This is a genomic window from Pseudomonas cichorii (genome assembly GCF_018343775.1).
Classification (GTDB): domain Bacteria; phylum Pseudomonadota; class Gammaproteobacteria; order Pseudomonadales; family Pseudomonadaceae; genus Aquipseudomonas; species Aquipseudomonas cichorii.
The window spans coordinates 5,582,858-5,606,583 of sequence record NZ_CP074349.1 but is presented as its reverse complement, the minus strand read 5'-3'; the positions used below and the strand labels follow the sequence as shown (position 1 = coordinate 5,606,583).

The following is a 23,726-nucleotide window of genomic DNA, read 5'->3' as shown; positions in this document are numbered from 1 at the left end:
CGCTCTTCTCTATCAGCTTAGCGTTCGTGAACGTATGTACCCGGCGAGGCTTCACTTGGCGGGAATGCCTTGTTACCCAGTGCCGCAGGTGCCTTCTTCAGCTTGCCTGAGCGCTCGGTCTTCCAGGCCTGCCAGTGCAGCCACCACGAATCGGTGTGCTTGGTCCCGTTTTCCTGCCAGACCGAAGGTTCGGCCGGCATTTCCGGATTGGTCATGTAGCGCGCCTTGGGGTTGCCCGGAGGATTCAGGATGCTCTGGATATGGCCGCTGCTGGACAGCACGAACTCGGTCTTGCCACCAAACAGGCGGGCTGACTTGTAGCAGGAAGCCCAGGGCGTGATGTGGTCGTTGGTGCCCGCCAGGCAGAACACGTCGCTGGTGACCTGCTTCAGATCGATCGGCGTGCCGCAGACTTCAAGGGCATTGGGGCGGGTCAGCGGGTTGTTCTTGAACATCTCGATCAGGTCGCCATGGAAGGCGGCGGGCAGGCGAGTGGTGTCGTTGTTCCAGAACAAAATGTCGAACACGGGTGGTTCATTACCCAGCAGGTAATTGTTGACCCAGTAGTTCCAGATCAGGTCGTTGGGGCGCATCCAGGCGAATACCTTGGCCATGTCGCGACCTTCCAGTACGCCAGCCTGATAGGAGTGGCGCTTGGCCGTTTCCAGGGTCTGCTCATCGACGAACAGGGCGACTTCGGTATCCAGCGTGGTGTCCAGCACGCTGACCAGCAACGTCAGGGCATGAACCTTCTGCTCGCCCAGCGCGGCGTAATGCCCCAGCAATGCGGTGCAGGTGATGCCGCCCGAACAGGCGCCGAGCATGTTGATGTCTTTGCTGCCGGTGATGGCAGTCACCACATCCACCGCTTCCTTGAGGGCCTCGATGTAGGTGGACAGGCCCCACTCACGCTGTGCCTTGGTCGGGTTGCGCCAACTGATGATGAAGGTCTGCACGTTACTGCGCAGGCAGAAGCGCGCCAGGCTCTTTTCCGGGCTCAGGTCGAAGACATAGAACTTGTTGATCTGCGGCGGTACGACCAGCAATGGCCGTTCATGGACCTGCTCGGTGATGGGCTTGTACTGGATCAGCTCCAGCACTTCGTTGCGAAACACCACCGAACCCTCGGTGGTCCCCAGGTTCTTGCCGACTTCAAAGGCATCCATGTTGACCTGGCTCGGCATGCCGCCGTTGTGCACCAGATCCTTGGCCAGATGCGCCAGGCCATCGAAAATGCTTTTGCCGCCCGTCTCGAAAAACCGCTTTACCGCCGCCGGGTTGGCGGCCGTGTTGGTCGGAGACATGGCTTCGGTCATCAGGTTGATCACAAAATGACCACGGCTGATGTCTTGAGGTGTCAGGTTGCTGCCGTCGATCCAGTCATGCAGTTCCTTGCGCCAGGCCAGGTAACCCTGCAGATAACGGCGATACAGCGGGTTCTGGCTCCAGGCCGGATCCGCAAAGCGTCTGTCGTCCGCGGCGGGTTGCAGGGCCGACTTGCCGAACATCACGTTCTTGATTTCAACACCCAGGTGGGCGACATGCTTGAGACTGTGGAACGGTTGCTTGATTGCCTGGCGCAGAACCATGCGAGCGGTGGTCAGTAAATCCTTGCGGCGCAAGCCAACCACCGGGTTCAGACCCAAGGTGTGTTCAGAGGCATGCTGCTGCAGGTCATCGTTGTTCTTGCTACTCATCTACGACGCTCCATTGTCCTGAGACGAGTACTGACTTTCCCTGTGAACCAGTGACACAGGCGAGTCGCCAGTACTACTGCTCGTGTGACCGATGATGGCTTGGCTGCCAATTCCCGGGTTTTGTTATGCAAGCTACCGCGAAGGCGCCTGAACAGCTGCGCTTCGTGTGACCACTGCTTTGCATACTGCTTATTCGCGCATCGGAGGGATGCAGGGAATTTACCAAAGTCATTGGTTACGCGAGATTTCAAAAAATCGCAAGCAGCGTCAGTCATTGACCGCTGCGCGGGACATTGAAACAAAACAGATTAGAAAGCGCTTCCTAATACGTCAAACGGCAGGCTAGAGCTTTCCGGAAAAGATTGGCGCTATTGGGGACAGCGGGAAAAACTGACGGGCGTATGCCGTCGTTTTTCTGAGGGTTAGAGCATGAGCCTGATGACTTGCTCGGAAGGGTCGCGGGACTTGCCGGCCTTTTGCAGCTCCAGCAGATAATCCTCCCACAGGGATTCCTGGCGCCTGGACAGTTCATAGAGATACTCCCAGGTGAACAGACCGCTGTCGTGGCCATCATCGAACGTCAGCTTTAGCGCGTACTGGCCCGCAGGCTCTATCTTGCTCAGGCCTACACCCAGCTTGCCGAATTGCAGGATCGGCTTGCCATGGCCCTGAACCTCGGCAGAAGGCGAATGCACCCGAAGAAACTCCGCAGGCAAATGATAGACCTCATCCGCCCCGTACTTCAGCGTCAGGGTTTTCGAGGCTTTGTGGAGCTGGATGGCGGTGGGGATGGGGGGCATGAAGATAGCCTCAAGCTTTAAGCGGCAAGCTACAAGTGGGGGAGTGACAAGCCTCAAGTGAAAGCAGCTACAAGCTACAAGCATCGGTCAGCTTGCAGCTTGCAGCTCCCAACGTGCAACTCTTACAAAATATACCGCGACAGGTCTTCGTTTTCGGCCAGTTCGCCCAGGTGGCTGTTGACGTAGTCGGCGTCGATCAGGATAGGCGAGGCGTCGGGGCTGCCAGCCAGATCACCGGCGCTGAACGACACTTCTTCAAGCAGACGCTCAAGCAGGGTGTGCAGGCGGCGGGCGCCTATGTTTTCGGTCTTCTCGTTGACCTGCCAGGCAATCTCGGCCAGACGCTTGATACCATCAGGCTGGAACTCGATACCCAGGCCTTCGGTCTTGAGCAGTTCGCGATATTGCTCGGTCAGCGAGGCATGCGGCTCGCTGAGGATGCGCTCGAAGTCCTGAGGCGTCAGGGCCTTGAGTTCGACGCGGATCGGCAGACGGCCTTGCAGCTCAGGTACCAGGTCGCTTGGCTTGCTCAGGTGGAATGCACCTGAAGCGATGAACAGGATGTGGTCGGTCTTGACCATGCCCAGCTTGGTATTCACGGTGCAGCCTTCGATGAGCGGCAGCAGGTCGCGCTGTACGCCTTCACGAGAGACATCGACACCGCCGGAGTTGCCGCGCTTGGCGACCTTGTCGATTTCGTCGATGAACACGATGCCGTGCTGCTCTACAGCTTCCAGCGCCTTGACCTTCAGCTCTTCGTCGTTGACCAGGCGGCTGGCCTCTTCGTCGCGCACCAGCTTGAGCGCTTCCTTGACCTTGAGCTTGCGGCTCTTCTTCTTGCCCTTGCCCATGTTGGCGAACAGGCTTTGCAACTGGTTGGTCATCTCTTCCATGCCCGGCGGCGCGGAAATATCCACACCCACGGTTTCGTTGACCTCGATCTCGATTTCCTTATCGTCCAGCTGACCTTCGCGCAGGCGCTTGCGGAACAACTGACGGGTATTGGAATCGCTGGTCGAAACCGGTTCTTCGCTGAAACCGCTGCGTGCTGGCGGCAGCAGTGCATCGAGGATGCGGTCTTCGGCTGCATCTTCTGCACGATGACGGACCTTGACGATCTCCTGCTCGCGCAGCAGCTTCATGGCGGCGTCGGCCAGATCACGAATGATCGACTCCACGTCACGGCCCACATAGCCCACTTCGGTGAACTTGGTGGCTTCAACCTTCAGGAACGGCGCGTTGGCCAGCTTGGCCAGGCGACGGGCGATTTCGGTCTTGCCGACACCGGTCGGGCCGATCATCAGAATGTTCTTCGGGGTTACTTCGACGCGCAGCTCTTCAGGCAACTGCATCCGGCGCCAGCGATTGCGCAAGGCAATGGCGACGGCGCGCTTGGCATCGTCCTGGCCGATGATATGGCGGTTGAGTTCGTGGACGATTTCGCGGGGAGTCATGGACATGGTAATTGATGGTCCTCAGGCAGAAAGAAGTCGGCTAGGCAGCGGCTTATTCAGCGAGGTCCTGCTCCTCAATGGTGATGTTGTGGTTGGTGAACACGCAAATATCGCCAGCGATGTGCAATGCAGTCTCGGTGATTTCGCGGGCCGACAGATCGGTCTTGAGCAGCAGCGCACGGGCAGCAGCCTGGGCGAACGCGCCACCCGAACCCATGGCGATCAGGCCGTCTTCAGGCTCCACGACATCGCCGTTACCGGTGATGATCAGCGAAGCGTCCTTGTTGGCGACGGCCAGCATGGCTTCCAGGCGGCTGAGGGAGCGATCGGTACGCCAGTCCTTGGCCAGTTCGACAGCGGCGCGTACCAGATGGCCCTGATGCTTTTCCAGCTGACCCTCGAAACGCTCGAAGAGCGTGAAGGCGTCAGCCGTGGCTCCGGCGAAACCGGCGATCACTTCACCGTGATACAGGCGGCGTACTTTCTTCGCGTTGCCTTTCATGACGGTGTTGCCCAGGGAAACCTGGCCGTCGCCAGCCATGACGACTTTGCCGTGGCGGCGCACTGAAACGATGGTGGTCAAGGGGAGAGTCTCCACGCAGCGGGGCGAAAATGCCCTGATGCAGACTCATATGGGGGTGGGGTTGGGTATTTCAACCGCGAGGGGATAATCCACGTGTGCTGACTGTGTGGGAGCGAATTCATTCGCGAAAGGTCCGAAATACCGATCTTCGCGAATGAATTCGCTCCTACGCCTTATTGCTTGCTGCGCTGCTGCAACAACAGGTTACTAAATCCACCGCTCGCCAATTGCTTCTGGGCGGTGGTGAGTTGTTCGCGGTTGCTGAACGGGCCGACCAGCACTCGGTACCAGGTTTCTTCCTTGACCGTACCGGACTCCACTGTCGAGGTCTGGCCGAGCAGGATGATCTGCGCGCGAACCTTGTCGGCATCTTCTTTTTTGCGGAACGAGCCCGCCTGCAGGAAGAACTGAGTCACTGGCGCCGGTTTCGCGGTCGCTACAGGCGGTGCCGGTGGCGGTGTCAGGCCGCTGAGGGCCGCCTGGGCGCGTGCGGTGTCGATCTTCGCCGCCTGCTCAGGCGACACGGGGGCAATCGGGGTCACGGGCGGTGGTGTCTTTTCCGGTACCGCTTCGTTCGGCACGATCACTTCCGATTCCGGCAGCAGCGTGTAGAAGTCGTACTTCGGCTTGACCGGTGCCGTCGGGCTCGGTGGCGTCTTGTTCGCTTCGGCGATTTTTGCTGCCTTGGCCTCGGCCTTGGCGCGTTTTACGTCTTCACCGCCGGGTTCGAGCTTCATCAGAAAGACGATGAATGCACCCACGGTCAAGCCAATCGCCAGCCATAACCATCCTGGAATCGGCTTCTTCGCGGGTGCCTGATAACGGCTGGCGCCCCGCTTGGGAGCCGGTTTCTTCTTCGCAACTGCCAACTTACATACGCTCCAGAGTTTCCAGACCCAATAGATCCAGGCCTTGCTTGAGAGTGCGACCGGTCAACGCTGCAAGACGCAGACGGCTCTGTTGCTGATCGGGATTTTCCGCACCAAGGATCGGGCAGTTTTCATAGAAGCTGGAAAACAGACCCGCAAGGTCATACAGGTAAGCACAAAGAACGTGAGGCGTGCCTTTTTCTGCAACATTGTTCAGGGTTTCGGCGAACTGAGCCAGGCGTGCAGCCAGCTCCTGTTCCTGAGGCGCCTGCAGAACGATCTGGCCTTGAGTGGCATCGAACGGCGTGCCCAGCTTGCGGAACACACCGGATACGCGGGTGTAGGCATAGAGCAGATACGGCGCGGTGTTGCCCTCGAAACTCAGCATCTGATCGAAGTTGAAGCTGTAATCGCTGGTGCGATGCTTGGACAGGTCGGCGTATTTCACCGCGCTGATGCCCACGGCCTTGGCGATAGTGCGTAGCTCGCTTTCGGCGACCTCCGGGTTTTTCTCTTTCACCAGCGCATAGGCGCGCTCTTCGGCTTCGTCGAGCAGGTCGATCAGTTTGACGGTGCCGCCATCGCGGGTCTTGAACGGGCGGCCATCGGCGCCGTTCATGGTGCCGAAGCCCATGTGCTCCAGCTGCATGCCTTCATGAACGAAACCGGCGCGACGGGCGACTTCAAACACCTGCTGGAAGTGCAGGGCCTGACGCTGGTCCACGAAATACAGAACGCGGTCGGCTTTGAGGGTCTTGCTGCGATAGCGGATGGCAGCCAGGTCGGTGGTCGCATACAGGTAGCCGCCACCGGCCTTTTGTACGATAACCGGCAGCGGGGTGTCTTCGGCGGTGCGGAACTCTTCGAGGAAGACGCACTGGGCGCCGTTGCTTTCCACCAGCAGGCCGGAAGCTTTCAGGTCACTGACGACATTGGCCAGATCGTCGTTGTAGGCGCTTTCGCCCTTGACGTCAGCGGGTGTCAGTTTGACGTTGAGGCGTTCGTAGGTCTTCTGGCAGTGGGACAGCGAGATTTCATTGAATCGCGTCCACAGGGCCAGACATTCGGTGTCGCCCGCCTGCAACTTGACCACCAGACCGCGAGCGCGCTCGGCGAACTCTTCGGATTCGTCGAAGCGTTGCTTGGCGGCACGGTAGAAGTTTTCCAGGTCCGACAGCTCGTCGCTGGTGGCCGGTTTTTCCTGGAGGTAGGCCAGCAGCATGCCGAACTGAGTGCCCCAGTCGCCCACGTGGTTCTGGCGAATCACGGTATCGCCCAGGAACTCCAGGACATTGGCCACGCCGTCGCCGATGATGGTCGAACGCAAGTGGCCAACGTGCATTTCCTTGGCCAGGTTCGGCGCCGACAGGTCGACGACCACGCGCTGGGCTGCGCCAGCCTTGCGGACCGACAACTGCGGATCGGCCAGTGCGGCATCCAGGCGCGCAGCCAGTGCCTGAGTGTTCTGGAAGAAGTTCAGAAAGCCCGGGCCTGCGATTTCGACCTTGCTGACCTGCTCGTCGGCAGGCAGTGCGGCGATCAGTTTTTCAGCCAGATCACGGGGTTTCATGCCAGCCGGCTTGGCGAGCATCATCGCGATATTGCTGGCGAAGTCGCCGTGGGTCTTGTCGCGGGCGTTTTCCACCTGAATCGCCGGCGTCAGCCCTTCTGGCAAGACGCCCTCGGTGACGAGACGGGTCAGGGCTTGTTGAATCAGCTGGCGAATGGTGTCTTTCATGATGCTCTCTTCAACCGCAAGCGCGGTGGCGCCGGGATGCGCGGGTGGAAAAACTGGGCATTATCCGTTGCTGGAGCCACCTTGCCAACCTTTTAGGCCTGATGTGCGCGGGGTGGGCTTCGCGAATGAATTCGTTCCTGCCGGCTTGCGAAATGCACCCACAGCCGTAGGAACGAACTCATTCGCGAAAAAGTACGCCTCTCAATAAAGATCCACCGGGTCCACATCCAGCGACCAGCGCACCTGCCTGCCGCTGGGCATTTGTTCCAGCATCAACAGCCAGGTGCTGAGCATGCGATGCAGCGGCGCGCGGGCGTTTGCCTGGACCAGCAGTTGCGCCCGGTAGCGTCCGGCGCGTCGCTCCATGGGAGCAGGGACTGGCCCCAGTAGTTCAACGCCGCTCAGATTCATTTGGGCCAGCAACTGCTCGGCTTCGGCGCAGGCCTGATCGAGGAATTCCTCTGCCTGCCCCGGCTTGTGGGCTTCAGCGCGCAGCAGGGCCAGATGCGAGAAGGGCGGCAAGCCGGCAGCGCGTCGCTCGCTCAGGGCCTGTTCGGCAAAGGCGAAGTAGCCTTGCTCGGTCAACTGGATCAGCAGTGGATGATCGGCCAGATGGGTCTGGATAATCACTTTGCCCGGCTCTTCGGCGCGCCCGGCACGTCCGGCTACCTGCACGATCAACTGCGCCATGCGCTCACTGGCGCGGAAATCGCCGGAAAACAGCCCGCCATCGGCGTCCAGAATCGAAACCAGCGTCACTCTAGGGAAGTGATGGCCTTTGGCGAGCATTTGCGTGCCCACCAGAATGCAGGGCTGCCCGCGCTGAATGGTGGCGAATAACTGATTCATCGCGTCCTTGCGCGACGTGCTGTCGCGGTCGACGCGCAATACCGGGAAGTCTGGGAACAGAATTGCCAGCCGCTCCTCGGCCCGTTCGGTGCCTGCGCCCACGGGCCGCAGATCCACCTTGCCGCACGAAGGGCACTGGCGCGGTACACGCTCCACATGCCCGCAATGGTGGCAGCGCAGCTCGCCGGAACGCTGATGGACAGTCATGCGTGCATCGCAGCGCTGGCAGCCCGACAGCCAGCCGCAATCGTGGCACAGCAAGGTTGGCGCAAAGCCGCGACGGTTGAGGAAAACCAGCACTTGCTGGCCCGCCGCGAGGGTCTGGCCGATGGCTTGCTGCATCGGCCCGGAAATGCCGCTGTCCAGCGGGCGGCTTTTCACGTCCAGACGCAGAAAGCGTGGCTGTTGCGCGCCGCCAGCCCGCTGGTTCAGGCGCAGCAGGCCATAACGACCGGTATAGGCGTTGTGCAGGCTTTCCAGTGAAGGCGTGGCCGAGCCCAGTACAATCGGGATGTTTTCCTGTCGCGCACGGACCAGCGCCAGATCCCGGGCGTGATAGCGCAGGCCTTCCTGCTGTTTATAGGAGCCGTCGTGTTCTTCGTCGATGATGATCAGCCCCGGATTTTTCATCGGGGTGAACAGCGCCGAACGGGTGCCGATGATGATGTCGGCCTCGCCATCCCGGGCCGCCAGCCAGGCGTCCAGTCGTTCGCGGTCATTGACGGCCGAGTGCAACAGGGCGATCCGGGCATTGAAGCGTTGCTCGAAGCGCGCCAGAGTCTGTGGCCCGAGATTGATTTCCGGGATCAGCACCAGCGCCTGTTTGCCGGCCTCCAGGGTTTCGCGGATCAACTGCAGATAGACTTCGGTCTTGCCGCTGCCGGTAACGCCCGCCAGCAGGAAGGCATGAAAACTGCCGAAACCGGCACGAATCGCTTCGCTGGCAGCGCGCTGTTCGCTGTTGAGCGGCAGTTCCGGCTGCGCCAGCCAGTGTTCATGGCGCGCAGCAGGGGCATGGCTGCGCACTTCGACTTCTACCAGCCCTTTGGCCAGCAGCAGATTGAGGCTTTCCTTGTTAAGCATCAGTTTGCTGAGCAACTGATGCGCCACGCCATGGGGGTGCTGCGCCAGTGTGGTCAGGGCTTCGCGCTGCTTGGGTGCGCGGGCGATGCGCGGGTCGTCGACACTTGCGCCGGGTGTAACGTGCCAGAAGCGTTCCTGGCGTGTTTCGGCCAGTTCGCCCTGGCGCAACAGAACCGGCAGCGCCCAGCTCAGGGTGTCGCCCAGGCTGTGCTGATAATACTGGGACGTCCACAGGCACAGCTTGAACAGTGACGCAGGCATGGGTGTCTGACTGTCGAGCAGTGCGATGGCTGGCTTGAGTTTTTCGTCGGGGACTTCGCTGTGATCGACCACTTCCACCAGAATGCCGATCATTTCCCGTCGGCCGAACGGCACCCGCAGACGCATGCCGGGCTGCAAGGCGCTGCGCGAGACTCCGGCGGGTGCGCGGTAGTCGAACAGGCGGCGAAGCGGCGAGGGCAGGGCCAGGCGCAGGATGGCGTTTGGCAAGCGATGCTTCCTGTGGTGGATGAGGAAAGAGGGGCGATCTTAGCAGACGACCGGTTTAAAGGTTCGCTTGCGTCAGACGGATTGTCTGGTAATATACGCCGCCTAATTGCGTGCGGTATTCAACAATAGTGTTGGGTGGCGGCTCGCTAGACCGAGGAAGTATCCATGAAAGCTGATATCCATCCAGTTTACGAAGCCATTGACGCTACTTGCAGCTGCGGCAATGTCATCAAAACCCGTTCGACTCTCGCCCAGCCTCTGAGCCTGGACGTTTGCAACGAGTGCCACCCGTTCTACACTGGTAAGCAGAAGACTCTGGACGTTGGCGGCCGTGTCGACAAGTTCAAGTCGCGTTTCGGTGCGTTCGGCGCAACCAAAGCCAAGTAATGTTGGCCGCTCTGGGCTGGCTTTTGCGCTACTCCAGGCAGCTTGAAAAGGCACCCCTCGTGGGTGCCTTTTTTATGGCCGCGATATGGTCATCCGGTGCCCAGGCTTTCTGCCCTGCACCTCAAGGGCTCCCGGTCGCCCAGGTGCAACGGGTGGTGGATGGCGACACCTTGCGGCTTGCCGACGGACGCAATGTGCGGATGATCGGCCTCAATACCCCCGAAACCGGCAAGAACGGCCAGTCCGCCGAGCCTTTTGCCGTGGCCGCCCAGCGCCGCCTGCAGGCGCTGGTGGATGAAAGCGGTGGTCAGGTCAGTCTGCGGGTCGGTGAGCAGGCACAGGACCATTACGGTCGTACGCTGGCCAATGTCTATGGCCGCAACGGCGCCAATCTCGAAGCACAGATGCTGGGCGAAGGCCTGGGTTATCTGGTGGCGGTTGCGCCCAACGTGGCGCTGGTCGATTGCCAGAAAAGCGCCGAACTCAAGGCGCGTCAGGCCGGATTGGGCGTCTGGCGTAATGCACAGGTCCAGCCAGCAGGGCAGATCGACAAAGGCGGCTTTGCCCTGGTTTCCGGACAGGTTCAGGGGGTGCAGCGCAATCGCGGCGGTATCTGGATCGAGCTGTCGGACTCTGTGGTATTGCGCATCGCTCCCAAGCAGATTCCTCTGTTCGATTCCAGCCTGCTTGATCGCCTCAAAGGCAAGCAGATCGAGGCGCGCGGCTGGGTGGTGGACCGTTCCCGGCGCGGTGGTCTAGAGTCAGGACAGGCGCGCTGGATGATGCCGATTACCCATCCGGTCATGCTGAGCTTGTCGAGTCGCTAGCATTCATTGCCCGAATCCGGCTTTTTACTGATCAGTGGTCCGCAGTTTTCTGTTCCGGGCCTCTAAGCGTAAAGTCTATACCTGCGCCTATTGACAGCAGTGACTGGTCAGTCTTGTTAGGACTATGCATCTTGCGTATCCTCGGCGGTCCGTCTGTCCCACAGTAAAAAAAGCGGAATCCCTAAATGTCAGATTTGAAAACTGCCGCGCTCGAATACCATGCCAATCCACGTCCTGGTAAATTGAGCGTCGAACTCACCAAGCCGACCGCAACTGCTCGTGACCTGTCCCTGGCCTACAGCCCTGGCGTTGCTGAACCTGTGCGTGAAATTGCCCGTGATCCTGAACTTGCCTACAAGTACACCGGCAAAGGCAACCTGGTAGCAGTTATTTCCGATGGCACCGCGATCCTGGGCCTCGGCGATCTGGGCCCATTGGCTTCCAAACCGGTCATGGAAGGTAAAGGGGTTCTGTTCAAGCGTTTCGCCGGTATCGACGTTTTCGATATCGAAGTCGATTCCGAAAGCCCGCAAGCTTTCATCGACACTGTAAAACGCATCTCCATCACTTTCGGTGGCATCAACCTGGAAGACATCAAGGCACCCGAGTGCTTTGAAATCGAAAAGGCCCTGATCGAACAGTGCGACATCCCGGTTTTCCATGATGACCAGCACGGCACCGCCATCGTGACCGCAGCCGGCATGATCAACGCTCTGGAAATCGTGGGCAAAAGCCTGGATACCGCCAAGATCGTCTGCCTGGGCGCTGGCGCTGCTGCCATCTCCTGCATGAAGCTGCTGGTGAGCATGGGCGCGAAGATCGAGAACATCTTCATGGTTGACCGTACTGGCGTGGTTCACTCCGGCCGTACCGACCTGAACCAGTACAAGGCTGTGTTCGCCCACGCGACCGAAAAGCGCACCCTGAGCGAAGCTCTGGATGGCGCTGACGTGTTCGTTGGCTTGTCCGGTCCTAACCTGCTGAGCGCTGAAAACCTGAAGCTGATGGCCAAGGACCCGATCGTGTTCGCTTGCTCGAACCCTGATCCGGAAATCTCCCCAGAGCTGGCTCACGCTACCCGTGACGATGTGATCATGGCGACCGGTCGTTCCGACTACCCGAACCAGGTCAACAACGTGCTGGGCTTCCCGTTCATCTTCCGTGGTGCTCTGGACGTTCGCGCCAAGCGTATCAACGAAGAAATGAAAATCGCTGCTGCCAACGCCCTGCGCGAACTGGCCAAGCTGCCTGTTCCTCAGGAAGTCAGCGACGCCTACGGCGGCATCAAGCTGGAATTCGGTCGTGAGTACATCATTCCGAAACCAATGGACGCTCGCCTGCTGGGCCTGATCTCCGATGCAGTGGCCAAGGCTGCCATCGAGAGCGGCGTTGCTACCCAGCCGTATCCGAAGCACTACCCGCTGACCAGCGTGGATGATGTTTTCAAGGGTTGATTGCAGTTCCACAAAAAACCGGCCTTTTGGCCGGTTTTTTTGTGGAAGCGGCAAGTTAAAAGCCTCAAGCCTCTCTTGCAGCTTATAGCTTGCCGCTGAGGAGGGGGCTTAACCCCCCTCCCTCTCCCACAACGCATAATGAACCTGTCCAGCCTTTTTCTCGCGGTGCAGTCTCCAGTTGCCCGGCAGGCCGGTGGTGGAGGGCGCGTTTTCGCTTTCGGTGTAGATCCAGGCGTTTTCTGCCAGCCAGCCGCGGGATTCAAGCAGGGCGCAGGCCGAGGCCAGCAGGCCCTGGTGGAAAGGCGGGTCGAGGAAAACGACGTCGAACGGCGTTGCCACGGCTGTTTCCAGATGGCGCAGGGCGTCGGTCTGGGCAATCTGGCCTGTCGTGCAGTTCAGCAGGTTCAGGTTCTGGCGCAGGCTGGCGATGGCGGCAGCGTTGCTGTCCAGCGCCAGGCCCATGCTGGCACCACGCGACAGGGCTTCGAAGTACAACGCACCGCTGCCGGTGAAGACATCCAGCACCTTGGCGCCCGCGATATAGGGCGACAGCCAGTTGAACAGGGTTTCGCGCACGCGATCGGGTGTCGGGCGCAAGCCGGGTGCGTCGGGGAAGGTCAGGCGACGGCTGCCCCATTCTCCCCCGATGATGCGAAGTTGGCCCAGGCCGTTATGGGTCTTCGGACGTGGATTGGCCATTAGTGCTCCGGAACCCCTGTAGGTCGTTGAACGGGTTTGTCGGTGGGCGGCGGCAGCGGCTTTTGTGGCACTGTCGGGCCAACCGTGACGATCACCATCTTGTCGGCGCTCAGGTGTTTGTTCATGGCGGTCTTGACCTGATCGACCGTCACGCTCTGGGCCTGAGTCATGTAGTCCTCAAGAAAGGTCAGCGGCAGGTCATAGAAACCGATGGAGCCCAACTGGCCGACAATCGCGGAGTTGTTGGCGGCGGTCAGCGGGAAGCTGCCGGTCAGCTCGCGTTTGACGTCGTCGAGTTCTTTCTGGGTCGGGCCATTGGCGAGGAAGTCACGCACGATGTCCTGGACCAGTTTCAGGGTGTTCTCGCTCATGTCTGCGCGGGTTTGCAGGCCGATCGTGAAAGGCCCCAGCGCCTGCATCGGGGAGAACCCGGACGACACGCCGTAGGTCAGGCCGCGCTTTTCGCGGACTTCAGTCATCAAGCGACTGCCGAAACCGCCACCGCCCAGGATCGAGTTGCCGATGCTCAGTGCCGCGTAGTCCGGGTCGTTACGATCGATACCGATCTGCGCCAGCATCAGGTGAGTCTGGTTGGAGGGGAACTCGATATGCGTGCTTGCAGGCTTGGGTTCGACAGCCTTGGCGATCTTCGGCAGTGCCGGGCCTTTTGGCAGCGACGCCGAGACCTGTGCGGCGATGGCTTGCGCTTCGTCCCGTGACAGGTCGCCGACTAGTGCGATGACCGCATTGCCAGCCGCATAGCCCTTGGCATGAAAGGCCTTGAGCTGGGCGAGGGTGATAGCGTTGATGCTTTTGGCATCGCCGTCACTTGGGTGTGCGTAAGGATGGTCACCGTACAGTTTCTTGAACAGTTCCTGACCGGCAATGGCGCCCGGGTTCTGCTTTTTCTGCTCGAAACTGGAGAGCAACTGGTTCTTGATGCGGGCCAGCGAGTCGGCAGGGAAAGTGGGTTTGCCCACGACCTCGCCGAACAGCTTCAAAGCCGGCTCGCGTTTGTCAGTGGCGCTGAGGCTGCGCAGCGAAGCCACGGCCATGTCGCGGTAGGAACCGTTGCCGAAATCGGCACCCAGGCCTTCAAAACCCTGGGCGATGGCGCTGACATCCTTGCCCTTGACGCCTTCATTGAGCATGGCGTTGGTCAGCAGTGCGATGCCGGGCGAGGCTTTGTCCTGGCTGCTGCCTGCGGCGAAGATCAGGCGCAGGTCGAACATCGGCAGTTCGCGGGACTCGACGAACAGCACCTTGGCGCCTTCGGCGGTGTTCCAGGTCTGGATGTTCAGCGTGCGACGGGCTGGGGTCTTGCCGTCCAGCTCCTTGAGAGTCTGCAACTGGCTGCCCAGTTGCGCAGGGGCTGGCGTGGTATCGCTGCCGGCTGCGTTGTCTGCCAGAGCCGGCTGGGCAACGAATGCGCCGAGCGAAACGCTCAGGGCCAGGCCCAGCAAGGCGTGACGGGGAGTATTGCGCTTGATCATTTGGCTTTCTCCTCAGGCAGAGCGTGTGCAACGCTGAGGCGTTCACGGGTGAAATAGGTGTTGGCGGCTTTCTGAATGTCTTCAGGGGTCACGCTTTGCAGGGCAGCCAGCTCTTCGTCGATCAGCTTCCAGGAAAGGCCGACGGTTTCCAGCTGGCCGATGGTGGTGGCCTGGCTGGTGATCGAATCGCGCTCGTAGACCACGCCGGCAATCACCTGGGCCCGCACGCGCTCCAGCTCTTCGGCCGACGGTGCCTTGGTTTTCAGGTCATTGAGCAGGCGCCAGATGCCAGCCTCGACATCGGCCAGGGTTTTTTTCTTCTGCACATTGGGGGTCGCGCTGATCATGAACAGGCTGTCGCCGCGCACGAAGGCGTTGTACATGGACGATGCGTTGGATACCAACTCTTCGCCACGCTCCAGACGGGTCGGGATGCGTGCGCTGTAGCCGCCGTCGAGCAGAGCGGAGATCAGGCGCAGGGCATTGATAGAGCGCTGGTCCTCAGCAGTGCTCAGGCTCGGCACGTTGAAGCCGAAAAGCAGGCTTGGCTGCTGAGTCTTGACGTGCATGCTGATGCGGCGTTCGCCTGGCTCTGCCAGTTCCAGCGGTTTTTTCGCTGGCGGCACATCGCGGCGCGGGATCGAGCCGAAAAAGCGCTCGGCCAGGGCTTTGACTTCGTCAGGCTGTACATCGCCGACCACCACCAGCGTGGCGTTGTTCGGGGTGTACCAGGATTGGTACCAGTGACGCAGATCCTCGATCTGCATGCGGTCCAGGTCTTTCATCCAGCCGATGGTCGGCGTGTGATAGCCGCTGGCCGGGTAGGCCATGGCCTTGAAGCGCTCGAACACCTTGCTCATGGGCTTGTCATCGGTGCGCAGGCGGCGCTCTTCCTTGATGACTTCGATTTCGCGGCTGAATTCGTCTGCCGGCAGCTTCAGGGTGGCCATGCGATCGGCCTCCAGCTCCAGGGCCACGCTCAGGCGGTCGCGGGCCAGCACCTGATAGTAGGCGGTGTAGTCGTCGCTGGTGAAGGCGTTCTCTTCGGCGCCCAGATCCCGCAGGATCAATGAGGATTCGCCAGGACCTGTCTTGCTGCTGCCTTTGAACATCATGTGCTCAAGCGCGTGGGACAGACCGGTCTGGCCCGGCGTCTCGTAGCTGGAGCCGACCTTGTACCAGATCTGGGAAACGACCACCGGTGCGCGATGGTCTTCGCGGACGATGACTTTCAGGCCATTGCCCAGGGTGAACTCATGAGTAGGCTGTGGATCGGCGGCCAATGCTGTCAGGGGCAGACAAATCGTGCTGAGCAGCAGGCCAGCGGCGCGGCGGGCTAGAGCATTCATTCGTAATTTGAACCTGTAGGACTGCCCGCTTGAACTTAGCGTCGGCGGGCGCGGGGGTGTTAGGATACTGATCCGTTTGCGACAGAAACAGCCTTCATTAGCCAAGTGCGAGTGAAACCTGTTCAAATCGCGGTTAAACATCAGGCCAATCAAGACGGCCTAATGAACAAGCAGCCCTAAAAGCAGTCTTGGTAACATGTCAGAATTTTCCGAAGCGCTTCATGGCGTTTCGCTACCTTGAGATAGCCGTCCTCCATGTTTGGTTCCAACGACGACAAGAAGACCCCAGCCGCGGCTGGAGAAAAGAAAGGCCTGTTCGGATGGCTGCGTAAAAAGCCGCAGGAAGCCGTAGAACCTGCGCCAGAGTTATCCACAGCCCAGACCGAGCCGGTTACCGACGCGACGCCGCCTGTCGAGCCGCCACGCGCCCCTGAACCTTCACACGAAGCCGCCGCGCCAGAGCCTCATGGGCATGTGCAGCCGGGAGAGCCGGCTCCGCAGCCCTGGCTGACCTTGCCGGTGGCTGAAGAGCCCGTGGCCTTCACCGATGAGCGTGATGTCCATGTCACGCCGCCGATTGCGCAGCAGGTGCATGTGGCTCCCGAGCCTGTGATCGAGCCTGCTTCGCTGCCTGAAGCTGCGCCAGTCGTTGTGCCTGAGCCTGAGCCCGTTGCAGTGGTAACGCCGGTTGCCGCTCCTGTGGTGGAGCAGCCGGTTGCTCCTGTTGCCGCACCGGTCGCCGAGCCTGTTGCCGAAGCCGCGCCAGTTCCAGTCGACCCTGTAGTGGCCGAGGCCCCCAAGGCGGGCTTCTTCGCCCGCCTCAAGCAGGGGCTGTCGAAAACCAGCGCCAGCATTGGCGAAGGCATGGCAAGCCTGTTCCTGGGCAAAAAGGCCATCGACGATGATCTGCTGGAGGAAATCGAAACCCGCCTGCTGACCGCAGACGTGGGTGTCGAAGCCACCTCTGTGATTATCCAGAGCCTGACCCAGAAGGTTGCGCGCAAGCAGTTGACCGACGCTCAGGCACTGTACACCTCGCTGCAAGGCGAACTGGCGGCGATGCTCAAGCCTGTCGAGCAGCCTCTGGTCATCAAGGCCGAGCACAAGCCATTCGTGATTCTGGTGGTGGGCGTCAATGGCGCGGGCAAGACCACGACCATCGGCAAGCTGGCCAAGAAGCTGCAGCTCGAAGGCAAGAAAGTCATGCTGGCGGCGGGGGATACCTTCCGTGCCGCAGCGGTCGAGCAATTGCAGGTCTGGGGCGAGCGCAACCAGATACCGGTCATCGCCCAGCACACCGGTGCCGACTCGGCCTCGGTTATCTTCGATGCCGTGCAGGCCGCCAAGGCCCGTGGCGTCGATGTGCTGATCGCTGACACCGCAGGTCGTCTGCACACCAAAGACAACCTGATGGAAGAACTGAAAAAGGTTCGCCGGGTGATCGGCAAGCTGGATACCGAAGCGCCTCACGAAGTTCTGCTCGTACTGGACGCCGGCACCGGTCAGAACGCAATCAATCAGGCCAAGCAATTCAACCAGACGGTCTCCCTGACCGGCTTGGCGCTCACTAAACTCGATGGCACGGCAAAAGGCGGTGTGATCTTCGCCTTGGCCAAACAGTTCGGCCTGCCAATCCGTTATATCGGCGTGGGCGAGGGTATCGACGATTTGCGTACCTTCGAAGCCGAACCCTTTGTCCAGGCTCTGTTTGCGGAGCGGGAGCGTACATGATTCGTTTCGAGCAGGTCGGTAAGCGTTATCCGAATGGACATGTCGGATTGCATGAACTGAGCTTTCGAGTACGTCGCGGTGAGTTCCTGTTCGTTACCGGCCATTCCGGCGCCGGTAAAAGCACCTTGCTGCGCCTGTTGCTGGCCATGGAGCGCCCGACAACTGGCAAATTGATGTTGGCCGGTCAGGATCTCGGGCAGATCAGCAACGCCCAGATCCCGTTCCTGCGGCGTCAGATTGGTGTGGTGTTCCAGAACCACCAGTTGTTGTTCGACCGCACCGTTTTCAACAACATCGCACTCCCCTTGCAGATCCTGGGGCTGTCCAAGGTCGATATCGCCAAGCGTGTGGATTCGGCGCTGGAGCGCGTAGCCTTGTCCGACAAGGGCGAGCTGTATCCCGGCGACCTGTCCACCGGTCAGCAACAGCGCGTCGGTATTGCCCGTGCCATCGTGCATCGCCCGGCCTTGCTACTGGCCGATGAACCCACCGGTAACCTCGACCCACGATTGGCTGCTGAAATCATGGGCGTGTTTGAAGATATCAACCGGCTGGGCACCAGTGTATTGATCGCCAGTCACGATCTGGCACTGATCGCACGTATGCGTCATCGCATGCTGACTTTGCAACGCGGTCGTCTGATCGGTGACGGGGAGGCCGGAGCATGAGTGCCACTCGCAGCCCCAAGGTTTCGGATCGCGTCGCGCCAAAGGCCGCAGATCCAGAACCCCAGAAACAGAAGAAGCGCCAGGATCACGATGATGACGGTCCGGACTTCAACACCCTGCTGGCGGCTTGGCTGGAAAGCCATCGCTCCAGCCTGCTCGACAGCCTGCGCCGTCTTGGCAAGCAGCCAATCGGCAGTTTCTTCACCTGTCTGGTGATGGCGATTGCCCTGAGCCTGCCCATGGGGCTGTCATTGCTGCTGAACAATGTCGAGCGCCTGGGCGGTTCCTGGCAGCGTGCGGCGCAGATCTCGATCTACATGCACCTGAACGCCAATGCGGCGGATGGTGCCCGTTTGCGTGACGAAATCAAGGCCATGCCCGGCGTTGCCGAAGCCGAGTACATCAGCAGCGAGCAGGCTCTGGGCGAGTTCCAGCAGCAGTCCGGGCTGGGTGAGGCGCTCAAGGAATTGCCACAGAACCCGTTGCCGGGTGTGGTGCTTGTAACGCCGACGGAAGTCGACAAGCCGGCACTTGAAGCCCTGCGTGCCCGACTGGCCGAACTGCCTAAAGTGGAGCAGGCTCAGCTCGATCTGGTCTGGGTGGAGCGTCTGGCGGCGATTCTCAAGCTGGGTGACCGTTTTGTCTTCGGCTTGACGGTCTTGCTGGTTTCCGCTTTGCTGCTGGTGATCGGTAACACCATCCGTCTGCATATTGAAAACCGTCGTACCGAGATCGAAGTCATCAAACTGGTCGGCGGTACAGACAGCTATGTGCGCAGGCCTTTCCTTTATATGGGCGCGCTGTATGGTTTTGGGGCGGGTTTCCTGTCCTGGGGCGTGCTGGCGTTCGGCCTGAACTGGCTGAATGACTCGGTCGTCGGGCTGGCTGGCCTGTACGGGAGCGACTTCGCGCTGGCGGGTGTTCCGTTGGCCGATGGTCTGTCGCTCTTGCTTGGAGCGGTCTTGTTAGGGTATATCGGTGCTTGGATTGCGGTCGCCCGCCATTTGCGAGAGCTGGCGCCACGTTAAAGTGAATTTTGTTTAACCCATTGACTTTTCAGCGGAGGGAACTTGTCTAGCGGTTCCCGGTCAATTTTCGCAGTGCTGAACTGCACGAGTCATGAGTTGGAGGTTTTTCCCGTATGACCACTTCTTTGCAACCTGCATATGCCTTAGTCCCGGGTGCGAACCTGGAGGCTTACGTGCACACGGTGAACAGCATTCCCTTGCTGACGCCTGAGCAGGAGCGTGAACTGGCTGAGAGTCTCTACTATGAACAGGATCTGGATGCGGCTCGTCAGATGGTCCTCGCCCACCTGCGTTTCGTTGTACACATCGCACGCAGCTATTCGGGTTACGGTCTGGCACAGTCCGACCTGATCCAGGAAGGCAACGTTGGCCTGATGAAGGCTGTAAAGCGCTTCAACCCGGAAATGGGTGTGCGTCTGGTGTCGTTTGCCGTGCACTGGATCAAGGCGGAAATCCACGAGTTCATCCTGCGCAACTGGCGTATCGTCAAGGTCGCCACGACCAAGGCGCAGCGCAAACTGTTCTTCAACCTGCGCAGCCAGAAAAAGCGTCTGGCATGGCTGAACAACGATGAAGTGCATCGCGTGGCCGAAAGCCTTGGTGTTGAGCCTCGTGAAGTCCGCGAGATGGAAAGCCGCCTGACCGGCCAGGACATGGCGTTCGATCCGGCGTCGGAAGCCGATGACGACAGCGCATTCCAGTCGCCGGCCAACTACCTGGAAGACCATCGTTACGATCCTGCGCGTCAGTTGGAAGATTCCGACTGGAGCGACAACTCCACGGCCAATCTGCATCAGGCCCTGGATGTACTGGACGAGCGTAGTCGCGACATCCTCTACCAGCGCTGGCTGGCAGAAGAAAAAGCCACGCTGCACGATCTGGCGCAGAAGTACAACGTCTCCGCCGAGCGTATTCGCCAGCTCGAGAAGAGCGCGATGAACAAGCTCAAGACCTCGATAGCCGCGTAATACGCAAAACGCCCTGATAACCTCAGGGCGTTTTTGTATCTATTTCGCGAATGAATTTGTTCCTGCCGTAGGAGCAAATTCATTCGCGAAGACAGTCAGTCACAGTTTGCGACTACTGTTCAACCCCGCCAGATACCCATCCCCACCCAACTGACGCATCTGCTGACGAATCCAGCCTGCGCGACGTGAGACATAGCTACTGGGGTGGCTGGCGCTCCATTGGCGCGGGTTGGGCAGTACGGCGGCCAGGTAGCTGGCCTGTTGCGTCGACAGGGCGCTGGCGTTGATGCCGAAGTGATGCTGCGCGGCAGCCTGTGCGCCGAATACGCCTTCATCCCACTCGACGCTGTTGAGGTACACCTCAAGAATGCGTTCCTTTGACCAAAGCAGCTCGATCAGGGCCGTGAACCAGGCTTCCAGCGCCTTGCGCAGATAGCTGCGGCCCGACCACAGAAACAGGTTCTTTGAAACCTGCTGGCTCAGGGTGCTGGCCCCGCGTATCGAACCGCCGCGCTCGTTGTGCAGGATCGCCGCCTGAATGGCGCTGATATCAAAACCCCAGTGCTCGGCGAACTTCTGGTCTTCACCGGCAATGACCGCGATTTTCAGATTGTCGGAAATCTTGTTCCACGGCTGCCAGGAGCGCTGCAGGTCAATGGGCTCGCCATCGACCCATGATTCAATCTTGCGCTCGATCATCAGCGCCGTACCCGGTGGTGGCACCCAGCGCAGGACAAGAACGAGAACGAAACTGCCCGCTGCGAACCACAGCAGGATTTTGGCGACACGATGCAAGAGAAAACGCAGCATAGAGATGGCTTGGCCGAACCCGTTGAGCGGGCCATTATACAGACCGTGCGCCATTGGACGATTTTTGACTGGAGATCCTTGATGCTTCGTAGCTTCTTGATGCTTGCTGCCTTTTTCGGTTTTACCGGCGTAGCCCTCGGCGCATTCGCTGCCCACGGCCTCAAAGGTCGCCTGAGCCCCGAGTATCTGGCGATTTTTCACACCGGTGTGCTTTACCAACTGGTGCATGCGCTGGCCTTGCTGGGCGTGGCTGTACTCGCGGCCCAGATTCCCGGTCGATTGGTCACCTGGGCCGGCTTTTCCTTTGCCATCGGCATCGTGCTGTTTTCCGGCAGCCTGTATGCGCTGACCCTCAGCGGCATCGGCAAACTGGGGATCGTGACGCCGTTCGGCGGTCTGGCTTTCCTGATCGGTTGGCTGACCCTGGGCATTGCGGCCTGGCGTCTGGGTGGCGTATCCCAGTGAACACCAGTCGCGCTTGAGACGAATGGCTCGGCTTTGCCTTGGTCATACCGGCTGATCGGGCTAGAATGCTGGCCCCTAAAATGATGGCTGCTATCGCGCATGCACATTCAGTTGAACGGTGAATCCTTTGAAGTGCCCGACGGTGAAACCGTCGCGGCGTTGTTGGCTCGTCTGGATCTTGCCGGACGCCGGGTAGCCGTCGAGCTGAACCTGGATATCGTGCCCCGCAGCCAGCATGAATCCACAGTCCTGCGCGAAGGCGATCAGGTCGAAGTGGTCCATGCCATCGGCGGCGGCTAGCCCCGGCACAGCAATGACCCCCTTGTGCGAGTTAAAGAGGATTTCCGATGAGCAATGTTCGCAGCGACAAGCCATTCATCCTGGCCGGTCGGACCTTTGAGTCGCGTCTGCTGGTAGGCACCGGCAAGTACGCGGATATGGAACAGACCCGCCTGGCCATCGAAGCCTCGGGGGCTGAAATCGTCACGGTAGCCGTGCGGCGTACGAACCTGGGCCAGAACCCGGGCGAGCCGAACCTGCTGGACGTCCTGCCGCCGGACCGCTACACCATTCTGCCCAACACGGCGGGCTGCTTCGATGCTGTCGAAGCGGTGCGTACCTGCCGTCTGGCCCGCGAACTGCTCGACGGGCGCAATCTGGTGAAGCTGGAAGTGCTGGCAGACCAGAAAACCCTGTTCCCCAACGTGATCGAAACCCTCAAGGCTGCCGAAGTGCTGGTCAAGGACGGTTTCGACGTGATGGTCTACACCAGCGACGACCCGATCATCGCCCGTCAACTGGCGGAAATCGGCTGCATCGCCATCATGCCGCTGGCCGGCCTGATCGGTAGCGGTCTGGGAATCTGCAACCCGTACAACCTGCAGATCATCCTGGAAGAAACCAAGGTGCCCGTGCTGGTGGATGCCGGTGTCGGTACTGCCTCCGACGCAACCATCGCCATGGAGCTGGGTTGCGAAGCCGTGCTGATGAACTCGGCCATCGCCCACGCTCAGCAGCCGGTCATGATGGCCGAGGCCATGAAGCACGCTGTAATTGCCGGTCGTCTGGCGTACCTCGCCGGGCGTATGCCAAGAAAACTCTATGCCAGCGCATCTTCGCCGCTGGATGGCCTGATCAAGTAAGAGCCCGTTGATGACTGATTCGCACGTTCCACACCCAGAGTCGCCTGCTACCGAAGAAGGCGAAGAGCGCCATCACCGCCGCATCAAGAGCTTCGTGATGCGCGCCGGTCGCATGACCGAAGGCCAGCAGCGCGGTCTGGATCAAGGTCTGCCGAAGTTCGGGTTGCAGTTGACTGACGCCCCGGTGGATTTCGATCAGGTGTTTGGCCGTTCAGCGCCGCGCACTCTGGAAATCGGTTTCGGCATGGGCCACTCGCTGCTGGAAATGGCGGCGGCTGCGCCCGAGCACGACTTTATCGGTGTCGAAGTGCATTCGCCGGGTGTGGGCGCGTTGCTCAATGGCGCGCTGACTCAAGGCCTGACCAACATTCGGGTCTACGATTGCGATGCCATCGAAGTGCTGAACCGCTGCATCGCCGATAACAGCCTTGATCGTCTGATGCTGTTCTTCCCGGACCCATGGCACAAGAGCCGTCACCACAAGCGCCGCATTGTGCAGCCCGAGTTTGCGGCACTGGTGCGCAGCAAGTTGAAGGTCGGTGGCGTGTTCCACATGGCTACCGACTGGGGCCCGTACGCTGAATACATGCTGGAAGTGATGAGTGCTGCGCCTGGTTATCGCAATCAGGCAGCAGACAACCAGTATGTTCCGCGCCCGGCCGAGCGTCCGATCACCAAGTTCGAGCGCCGTGGTGAGCGCTTGGGGCATGGTGTGTGGGATCTGAAGTTCGAGAAGCTGGCTTAAAACCGGTTCGCGAATGAATTCGCTTCCACAGACTGATGTGGGGGCGAATTCATTCGCGAAGAAAAACTATTTACGATCCGCAATCACACCGATCAACACCAGTACCACCAACAAGACCGGCGCCAGGCTGTAGTTGTTGAACTGGCTCAGGCCGCGCACCACCCATGGCGTGGCATAGATCAGCGCCAGACCACTGCCGATAGTGCACAGCAGGGCCAGAAGCGGGATGCGCAATGCACCTGTCATGCTGCTGATGCGCTGTTCGATCCACACCTTGAAGTCCGAACCGAACAGCACCAGCAGGCAGCCCACAAGTGCCAGTGCAATTTCTGACAGGTTGTTGCGACTCCATCGCGAGACGGTGGCGAGCAGATCGAGTATGAGATCCATGCAGGGTC

Annotated in this window: 23 protein-coding genes; 11 read left to right on the top strand and 12 right to left on the bottom strand. The window is 60.1% G+C overall.

Going from position 1 to position 23,726, the window contains the following annotated elements:
* Positions 1-17 precede the first annotated feature (17 nt).
* The 7 genes from phaC to KGD89_RS24150 form a co-directional block, all read right to left on the bottom strand.
* Positions 18-1,697, bottom strand: coding sequence for a class II poly(R)-hydroxyalkanoic acid synthase (phaC, locus tag KGD89_RS24180; protein WP_025262303.1), 1,680 nt, complete (start codon positions 1,695-1,697; stop codon positions 18-20).
* 422 nt (positions 1,698-2,119) lie between these two features.
* Positions 2,120-2,497, bottom strand: a complete 378-nt coding sequence (locus KGD89_RS24175) for a gamma-butyrobetaine hydroxylase-like domain-containing protein (protein ID WP_038400088.1) — start codon at positions 2,495-2,497, stop codon at positions 2,120-2,122.
* 122 nt (positions 2,498-2,619) lie between these two features.
* Positions 2,620-3,957 (bottom strand): ATP-dependent protease ATPase subunit HslU, encoded by a 1,338-nt coding sequence (hslU, locus tag KGD89_RS24170; RefSeq protein WP_025262301.1) that lies wholly within the window; start codon positions 3,955-3,957, stop codon positions 2,620-2,622.
* A gap of 46 nt (positions 3,958-4,003) precedes the next feature.
* Positions 4,004-4,534: an ATP-dependent protease subunit HslV gene (hslV, locus tag KGD89_RS24165; RefSeq protein ID WP_025262300.1), complete on the bottom strand. Its 531-nt coding sequence runs from the start codon at positions 4,532-4,534 to the stop codon at positions 4,004-4,006.
* 173 nt (positions 4,535-4,707) lie between these two features.
* Positions 4,708-5,403 (bottom strand): SPOR domain-containing protein, encoded by a 696-nt coding sequence (locus KGD89_RS24160; protein ID WP_025262299.1) that lies wholly within the window; start codon positions 5,401-5,403, stop codon positions 4,708-4,710.
* 1 nt (position 5,404) lies between these two features.
* Entirely contained in the window at positions 5,405-7,141 is a 1,737-nt protein-coding gene (gene argS, locus KGD89_RS24155; RefSeq protein WP_025262298.1) for an arginine--tRNA ligase, read from the bottom strand.
* 201 nt (positions 7,142-7,342) lie between these two features.
* Positions 7,343-9,562, bottom strand: coding sequence for a primosomal protein N' (locus KGD89_RS24150; protein ID WP_025262297.1), 2,220 nt, complete (start codon positions 9,560-9,562; stop codon positions 7,343-7,345).
* Between the two features lie 165 nt (positions 9,563-9,727).
* Here KGD89_RS24150 and rpmE point away from each other — a divergent pair, with 165 nt between their 5' ends.
* The 3 genes from rpmE to KGD89_RS24135 all read left to right on the top strand — a co-directional run bounded on the left by rpmE (position 9,728) and on the right by KGD89_RS24135 (position 12,230).
* Complete coding sequence (gene rpmE / locus KGD89_RS24145) at positions 9,728-9,949, top strand: 50S ribosomal protein L31 (RefSeq protein WP_025262296.1); 222 nt, start codon at positions 9,728-9,730, stop codon at positions 9,947-9,949.
* A 23-nt stretch (positions 9,950-9,972) separates the two neighbouring features.
* Positions 9,973-10,776: a thermonuclease family protein gene (locus tag KGD89_RS24140; RefSeq protein ID WP_162883710.1), complete on the top strand. Its 804-nt coding sequence runs from the start codon at positions 9,973-9,975 to the stop codon at positions 10,774-10,776.
* Positions 10,777-10,961: 185 nt separating this feature from the next.
* Positions 10,962-12,230 (top strand): malic enzyme-like NAD(P)-binding protein, encoded by a 1,269-nt coding sequence (locus tag KGD89_RS24135; protein ID WP_025262294.1) that lies wholly within the window; start codon positions 10,962-10,964, stop codon positions 12,228-12,230.
* A gap of 108 nt (positions 12,231-12,338) precedes the next feature.
* Here the strand turns inward: KGD89_RS24135 and rsmD are convergent, their stop codons facing one another.
* Genes rsmD through KGD89_RS24120 form a run of 3 tightly spaced genes read right to left on the bottom strand, consistent with a single transcriptional unit; the run spans position 12,339 to position 15,771 of the window.
* Positions 12,339-12,929 carry a 16S rRNA (guanine(966)-N(2))-methyltransferase RsmD gene (gene rsmD, locus KGD89_RS24130; protein ID WP_025262293.1) on the bottom strand — a complete coding sequence of 197 codons (591 nt, stop codon included), beginning with the start codon at positions 12,927-12,929 and terminating at the stop codon, positions 12,339-12,341.
* Positions 12,929-14,422 (bottom strand): M16 family metallopeptidase, encoded by a 1,494-nt coding sequence (locus tag KGD89_RS24125; RefSeq protein WP_025262292.1) that lies wholly within the window; start codon positions 14,420-14,422, stop codon positions 12,929-12,931. The genes rsmD and KGD89_RS24125 overlap by 1 nt, the downstream gene beginning before the upstream one ends.
* The gene (locus tag KGD89_RS24120; protein ID WP_025262291.1) at positions 14,419-15,771 is read right to left on the bottom strand and encodes a M16 family metallopeptidase; all 1,353 of its coding nucleotides are present in this window, start codon (positions 15,769-15,771) and stop codon (positions 14,419-14,421) included. Before KGD89_RS24120 ends, KGD89_RS24125 begins: the two co-directional genes overlap by 4 nt.
* A gap of 255 nt (positions 15,772-16,026) precedes the next feature.
* Between KGD89_RS24120 and ftsY the strand changes: the two genes are divergently transcribed.
* From ftsY to rpoH, 4 genes are all read left to right on the top strand, one after another.
* Positions 16,027-17,502, top strand: a complete 1,476-nt coding sequence (ftsY, locus tag KGD89_RS24115; RefSeq protein WP_025262290.1) for a signal recognition particle-docking protein FtsY — start codon at positions 16,027-16,029, stop codon at positions 17,500-17,502.
* Positions 17,499-18,170, top strand: a complete 672-nt coding sequence (gene ftsE / locus KGD89_RS24110) for a cell division ATP-binding protein FtsE (RefSeq protein WP_025262289.1) — start codon at positions 17,499-17,501, stop codon at positions 18,168-18,170. Before ftsY ends, ftsE begins: the two co-directional genes overlap by 4 nt.
* Positions 18,167-19,198: a permease-like cell division protein FtsX gene (gene ftsX / locus KGD89_RS24105; RefSeq protein WP_025262288.1), complete on the top strand. Its 1,032-nt coding sequence runs from the start codon at positions 18,167-18,169 to the stop codon at positions 19,196-19,198. Before ftsE ends, ftsX begins: the two co-directional genes overlap by 4 nt.
* 113 nt (positions 19,199-19,311) lie before the next feature.
* Positions 19,312-20,166, top strand: coding sequence for an RNA polymerase sigma factor RpoH (rpoH, locus tag KGD89_RS24100; RefSeq protein ID WP_025262287.1), 855 nt, complete (start codon positions 19,312-19,314; stop codon positions 20,164-20,166).
* 99 nt (positions 20,167-20,265) lie between these two features.
* Here rpoH and mtgA read toward each other — a convergent pair whose 3' ends face one another.
* Positions 20,266-20,976 carry a monofunctional biosynthetic peptidoglycan transglycosylase gene (gene mtgA / locus KGD89_RS24095; RefSeq protein ID WP_025262286.1) on the bottom strand — a complete coding sequence of 237 codons (711 nt, stop codon included), beginning with the start codon at positions 20,974-20,976 and terminating at the stop codon, positions 20,266-20,268.
* An 81-nt stretch (positions 20,977-21,057) separates the two neighbouring features.
* Between mtgA and KGD89_RS24090 the strand changes: the two genes are divergently transcribed.
* From KGD89_RS24090 to trmB, 4 genes are all read left to right on the top strand, one after another.
* Positions 21,058-21,441, top strand: a complete 384-nt coding sequence (locus tag KGD89_RS24090; RefSeq protein WP_025262285.1) for a DUF423 domain-containing protein — start codon at positions 21,058-21,060, stop codon at positions 21,439-21,441.
* A gap of 99 nt (positions 21,442-21,540) precedes the next feature.
* Entirely contained in the window at positions 21,541-21,741 is a 201-nt protein-coding gene (gene thiS, locus KGD89_RS24085; protein WP_025262284.1) for a sulfur carrier protein ThiS, read from the top strand.
* Positions 21,742-21,788: 47 nt separating this feature from the next.
* Complete coding sequence (locus KGD89_RS24080) at positions 21,789-22,583, top strand: thiazole synthase (protein ID WP_025262283.1); 795 nt, start codon at positions 21,789-21,791, stop codon at positions 22,581-22,583.
* 97 nt (positions 22,584-22,680) lie between these two features.
* Positions 22,681-23,328, top strand: coding sequence for a tRNA (guanosine(46)-N7)-methyltransferase TrmB (gene trmB, locus KGD89_RS24075; RefSeq protein ID WP_213149637.1), 648 nt, complete (start codon positions 22,681-22,683; stop codon positions 23,326-23,328).
* Positions 23,329-23,394: 66 nt separating this feature from the next.
* Here trmB and KGD89_RS24070 read toward each other — a convergent pair whose 3' ends face one another.
* Complete coding sequence (locus tag KGD89_RS24070) at positions 23,395-23,718, bottom strand: DUF3392 domain-containing protein (RefSeq protein WP_025262281.1); 324 nt, start codon at positions 23,716-23,718, stop codon at positions 23,395-23,397.
* Positions 23,719-23,726: the final 8 nt, after the last annotated feature.

What these genes read in the sequence shown, in the direction of transcription:
- phaC (WP_025262303.1), bottom strand. Translation starts at nt 1,697, where the DNA reads ATGAGTAGCAAGAACAACGATGACCTGCAGCAGCATGCCTCTGAACAC.
- KGD89_RS24175 (WP_038400088.1), bottom strand. Translation starts at nt 2,497, where the DNA reads ATGCCCCCCATCCCCACCGCCATCCAGCTCCACAAAGCCTCGAAAACC.
- hslU (WP_025262301.1), bottom strand. Translation starts at nt 3,957, where the DNA reads ATGTCCATGACTCCCCGCGAAATCGTCCACGAACTCAACCGCCATATC.
- argS (WP_025262298.1), bottom strand. Translation starts at nt 7,141, where the DNA reads ATGAAAGACACCATTCGCCAGCTGATTCAACAAGCCCTGACCCGTCTC.
- rpmE (WP_025262296.1), top strand. Translation starts at nt 9,728, where the DNA reads ATGAAAGCTGATATCCATCCAGTTTACGAAGCCATTGACGCTACTTGC.
- KGD89_RS24135 (WP_025262294.1), top strand. Translation starts at nt 10,962, where the DNA reads ATGTCAGATTTGAAAACTGCCGCGCTCGAATACCATGCCAATCCACGT.
- rsmD (WP_025262293.1), bottom strand. Translation starts at nt 12,929, where the DNA reads ATGGCCAATCCACGTCCGAAGACCCATAACGGCCTGGGCCAACTTCGC.
- KGD89_RS24125 (WP_025262292.1), bottom strand. Translation starts at nt 14,422, where the DNA reads ATGATCAAGCGCAATACTCCCCGTCACGCCTTGCTGGGCCTGGCCCTG.
- KGD89_RS24120 (WP_025262291.1), bottom strand. Translation starts at nt 15,771, where the DNA reads ATGAATGCTCTAGCCCGCCGCGCCGCTGGCCTGCTGCTCAGCACGATT.
- ftsY (WP_025262290.1), top strand. Translation starts at nt 16,027, where the DNA reads ATGTTTGGTTCCAACGACGACAAGAAGACCCCAGCCGCGGCTGGAGAA.
- ftsE (WP_025262289.1), top strand. Translation starts at nt 17,499, where the DNA reads ATGATTCGTTTCGAGCAGGTCGGTAAGCGTTATCCGAATGGACATGTC.
- ftsX (WP_025262288.1), top strand. Translation starts at nt 18,167, where the DNA reads ATGAGTGCCACTCGCAGCCCCAAGGTTTCGGATCGCGTCGCGCCAAAG.
- rpoH (WP_025262287.1), top strand. Translation starts at nt 19,312, where the DNA reads ATGACCACTTCTTTGCAACCTGCATATGCCTTAGTCCCGGGTGCGAAC.
- mtgA (WP_025262286.1), bottom strand. Translation starts at nt 20,976, where the DNA reads ATGCTGCGTTTTCTCTTGCATCGTGTCGCCAAAATCCTGCTGTGGTTC.
- KGD89_RS24090 (WP_025262285.1), top strand. Translation starts at nt 21,058, where the DNA reads ATGCTTCGTAGCTTCTTGATGCTTGCTGCCTTTTTCGGTTTTACCGGC.
- thiS (WP_025262284.1), top strand. Translation starts at nt 21,541, where the DNA reads ATGCACATTCAGTTGAACGGTGAATCCTTTGAAGTGCCCGACGGTGAA.
- KGD89_RS24080 (WP_025262283.1), top strand. Translation starts at nt 21,789, where the DNA reads ATGAGCAATGTTCGCAGCGACAAGCCATTCATCCTGGCCGGTCGGACC.
- trmB (WP_213149637.1), top strand. Translation starts at nt 22,681, where the DNA reads ATGCGCGCCGGTCGCATGACCGAAGGCCAGCAGCGCGGTCTGGATCAA.
- KGD89_RS24070 (WP_025262281.1), bottom strand. Translation starts at nt 23,718, where the DNA reads ATGGATCTCATACTCGATCTGCTCGCCACCGTCTCGCGATGGAGTCGC.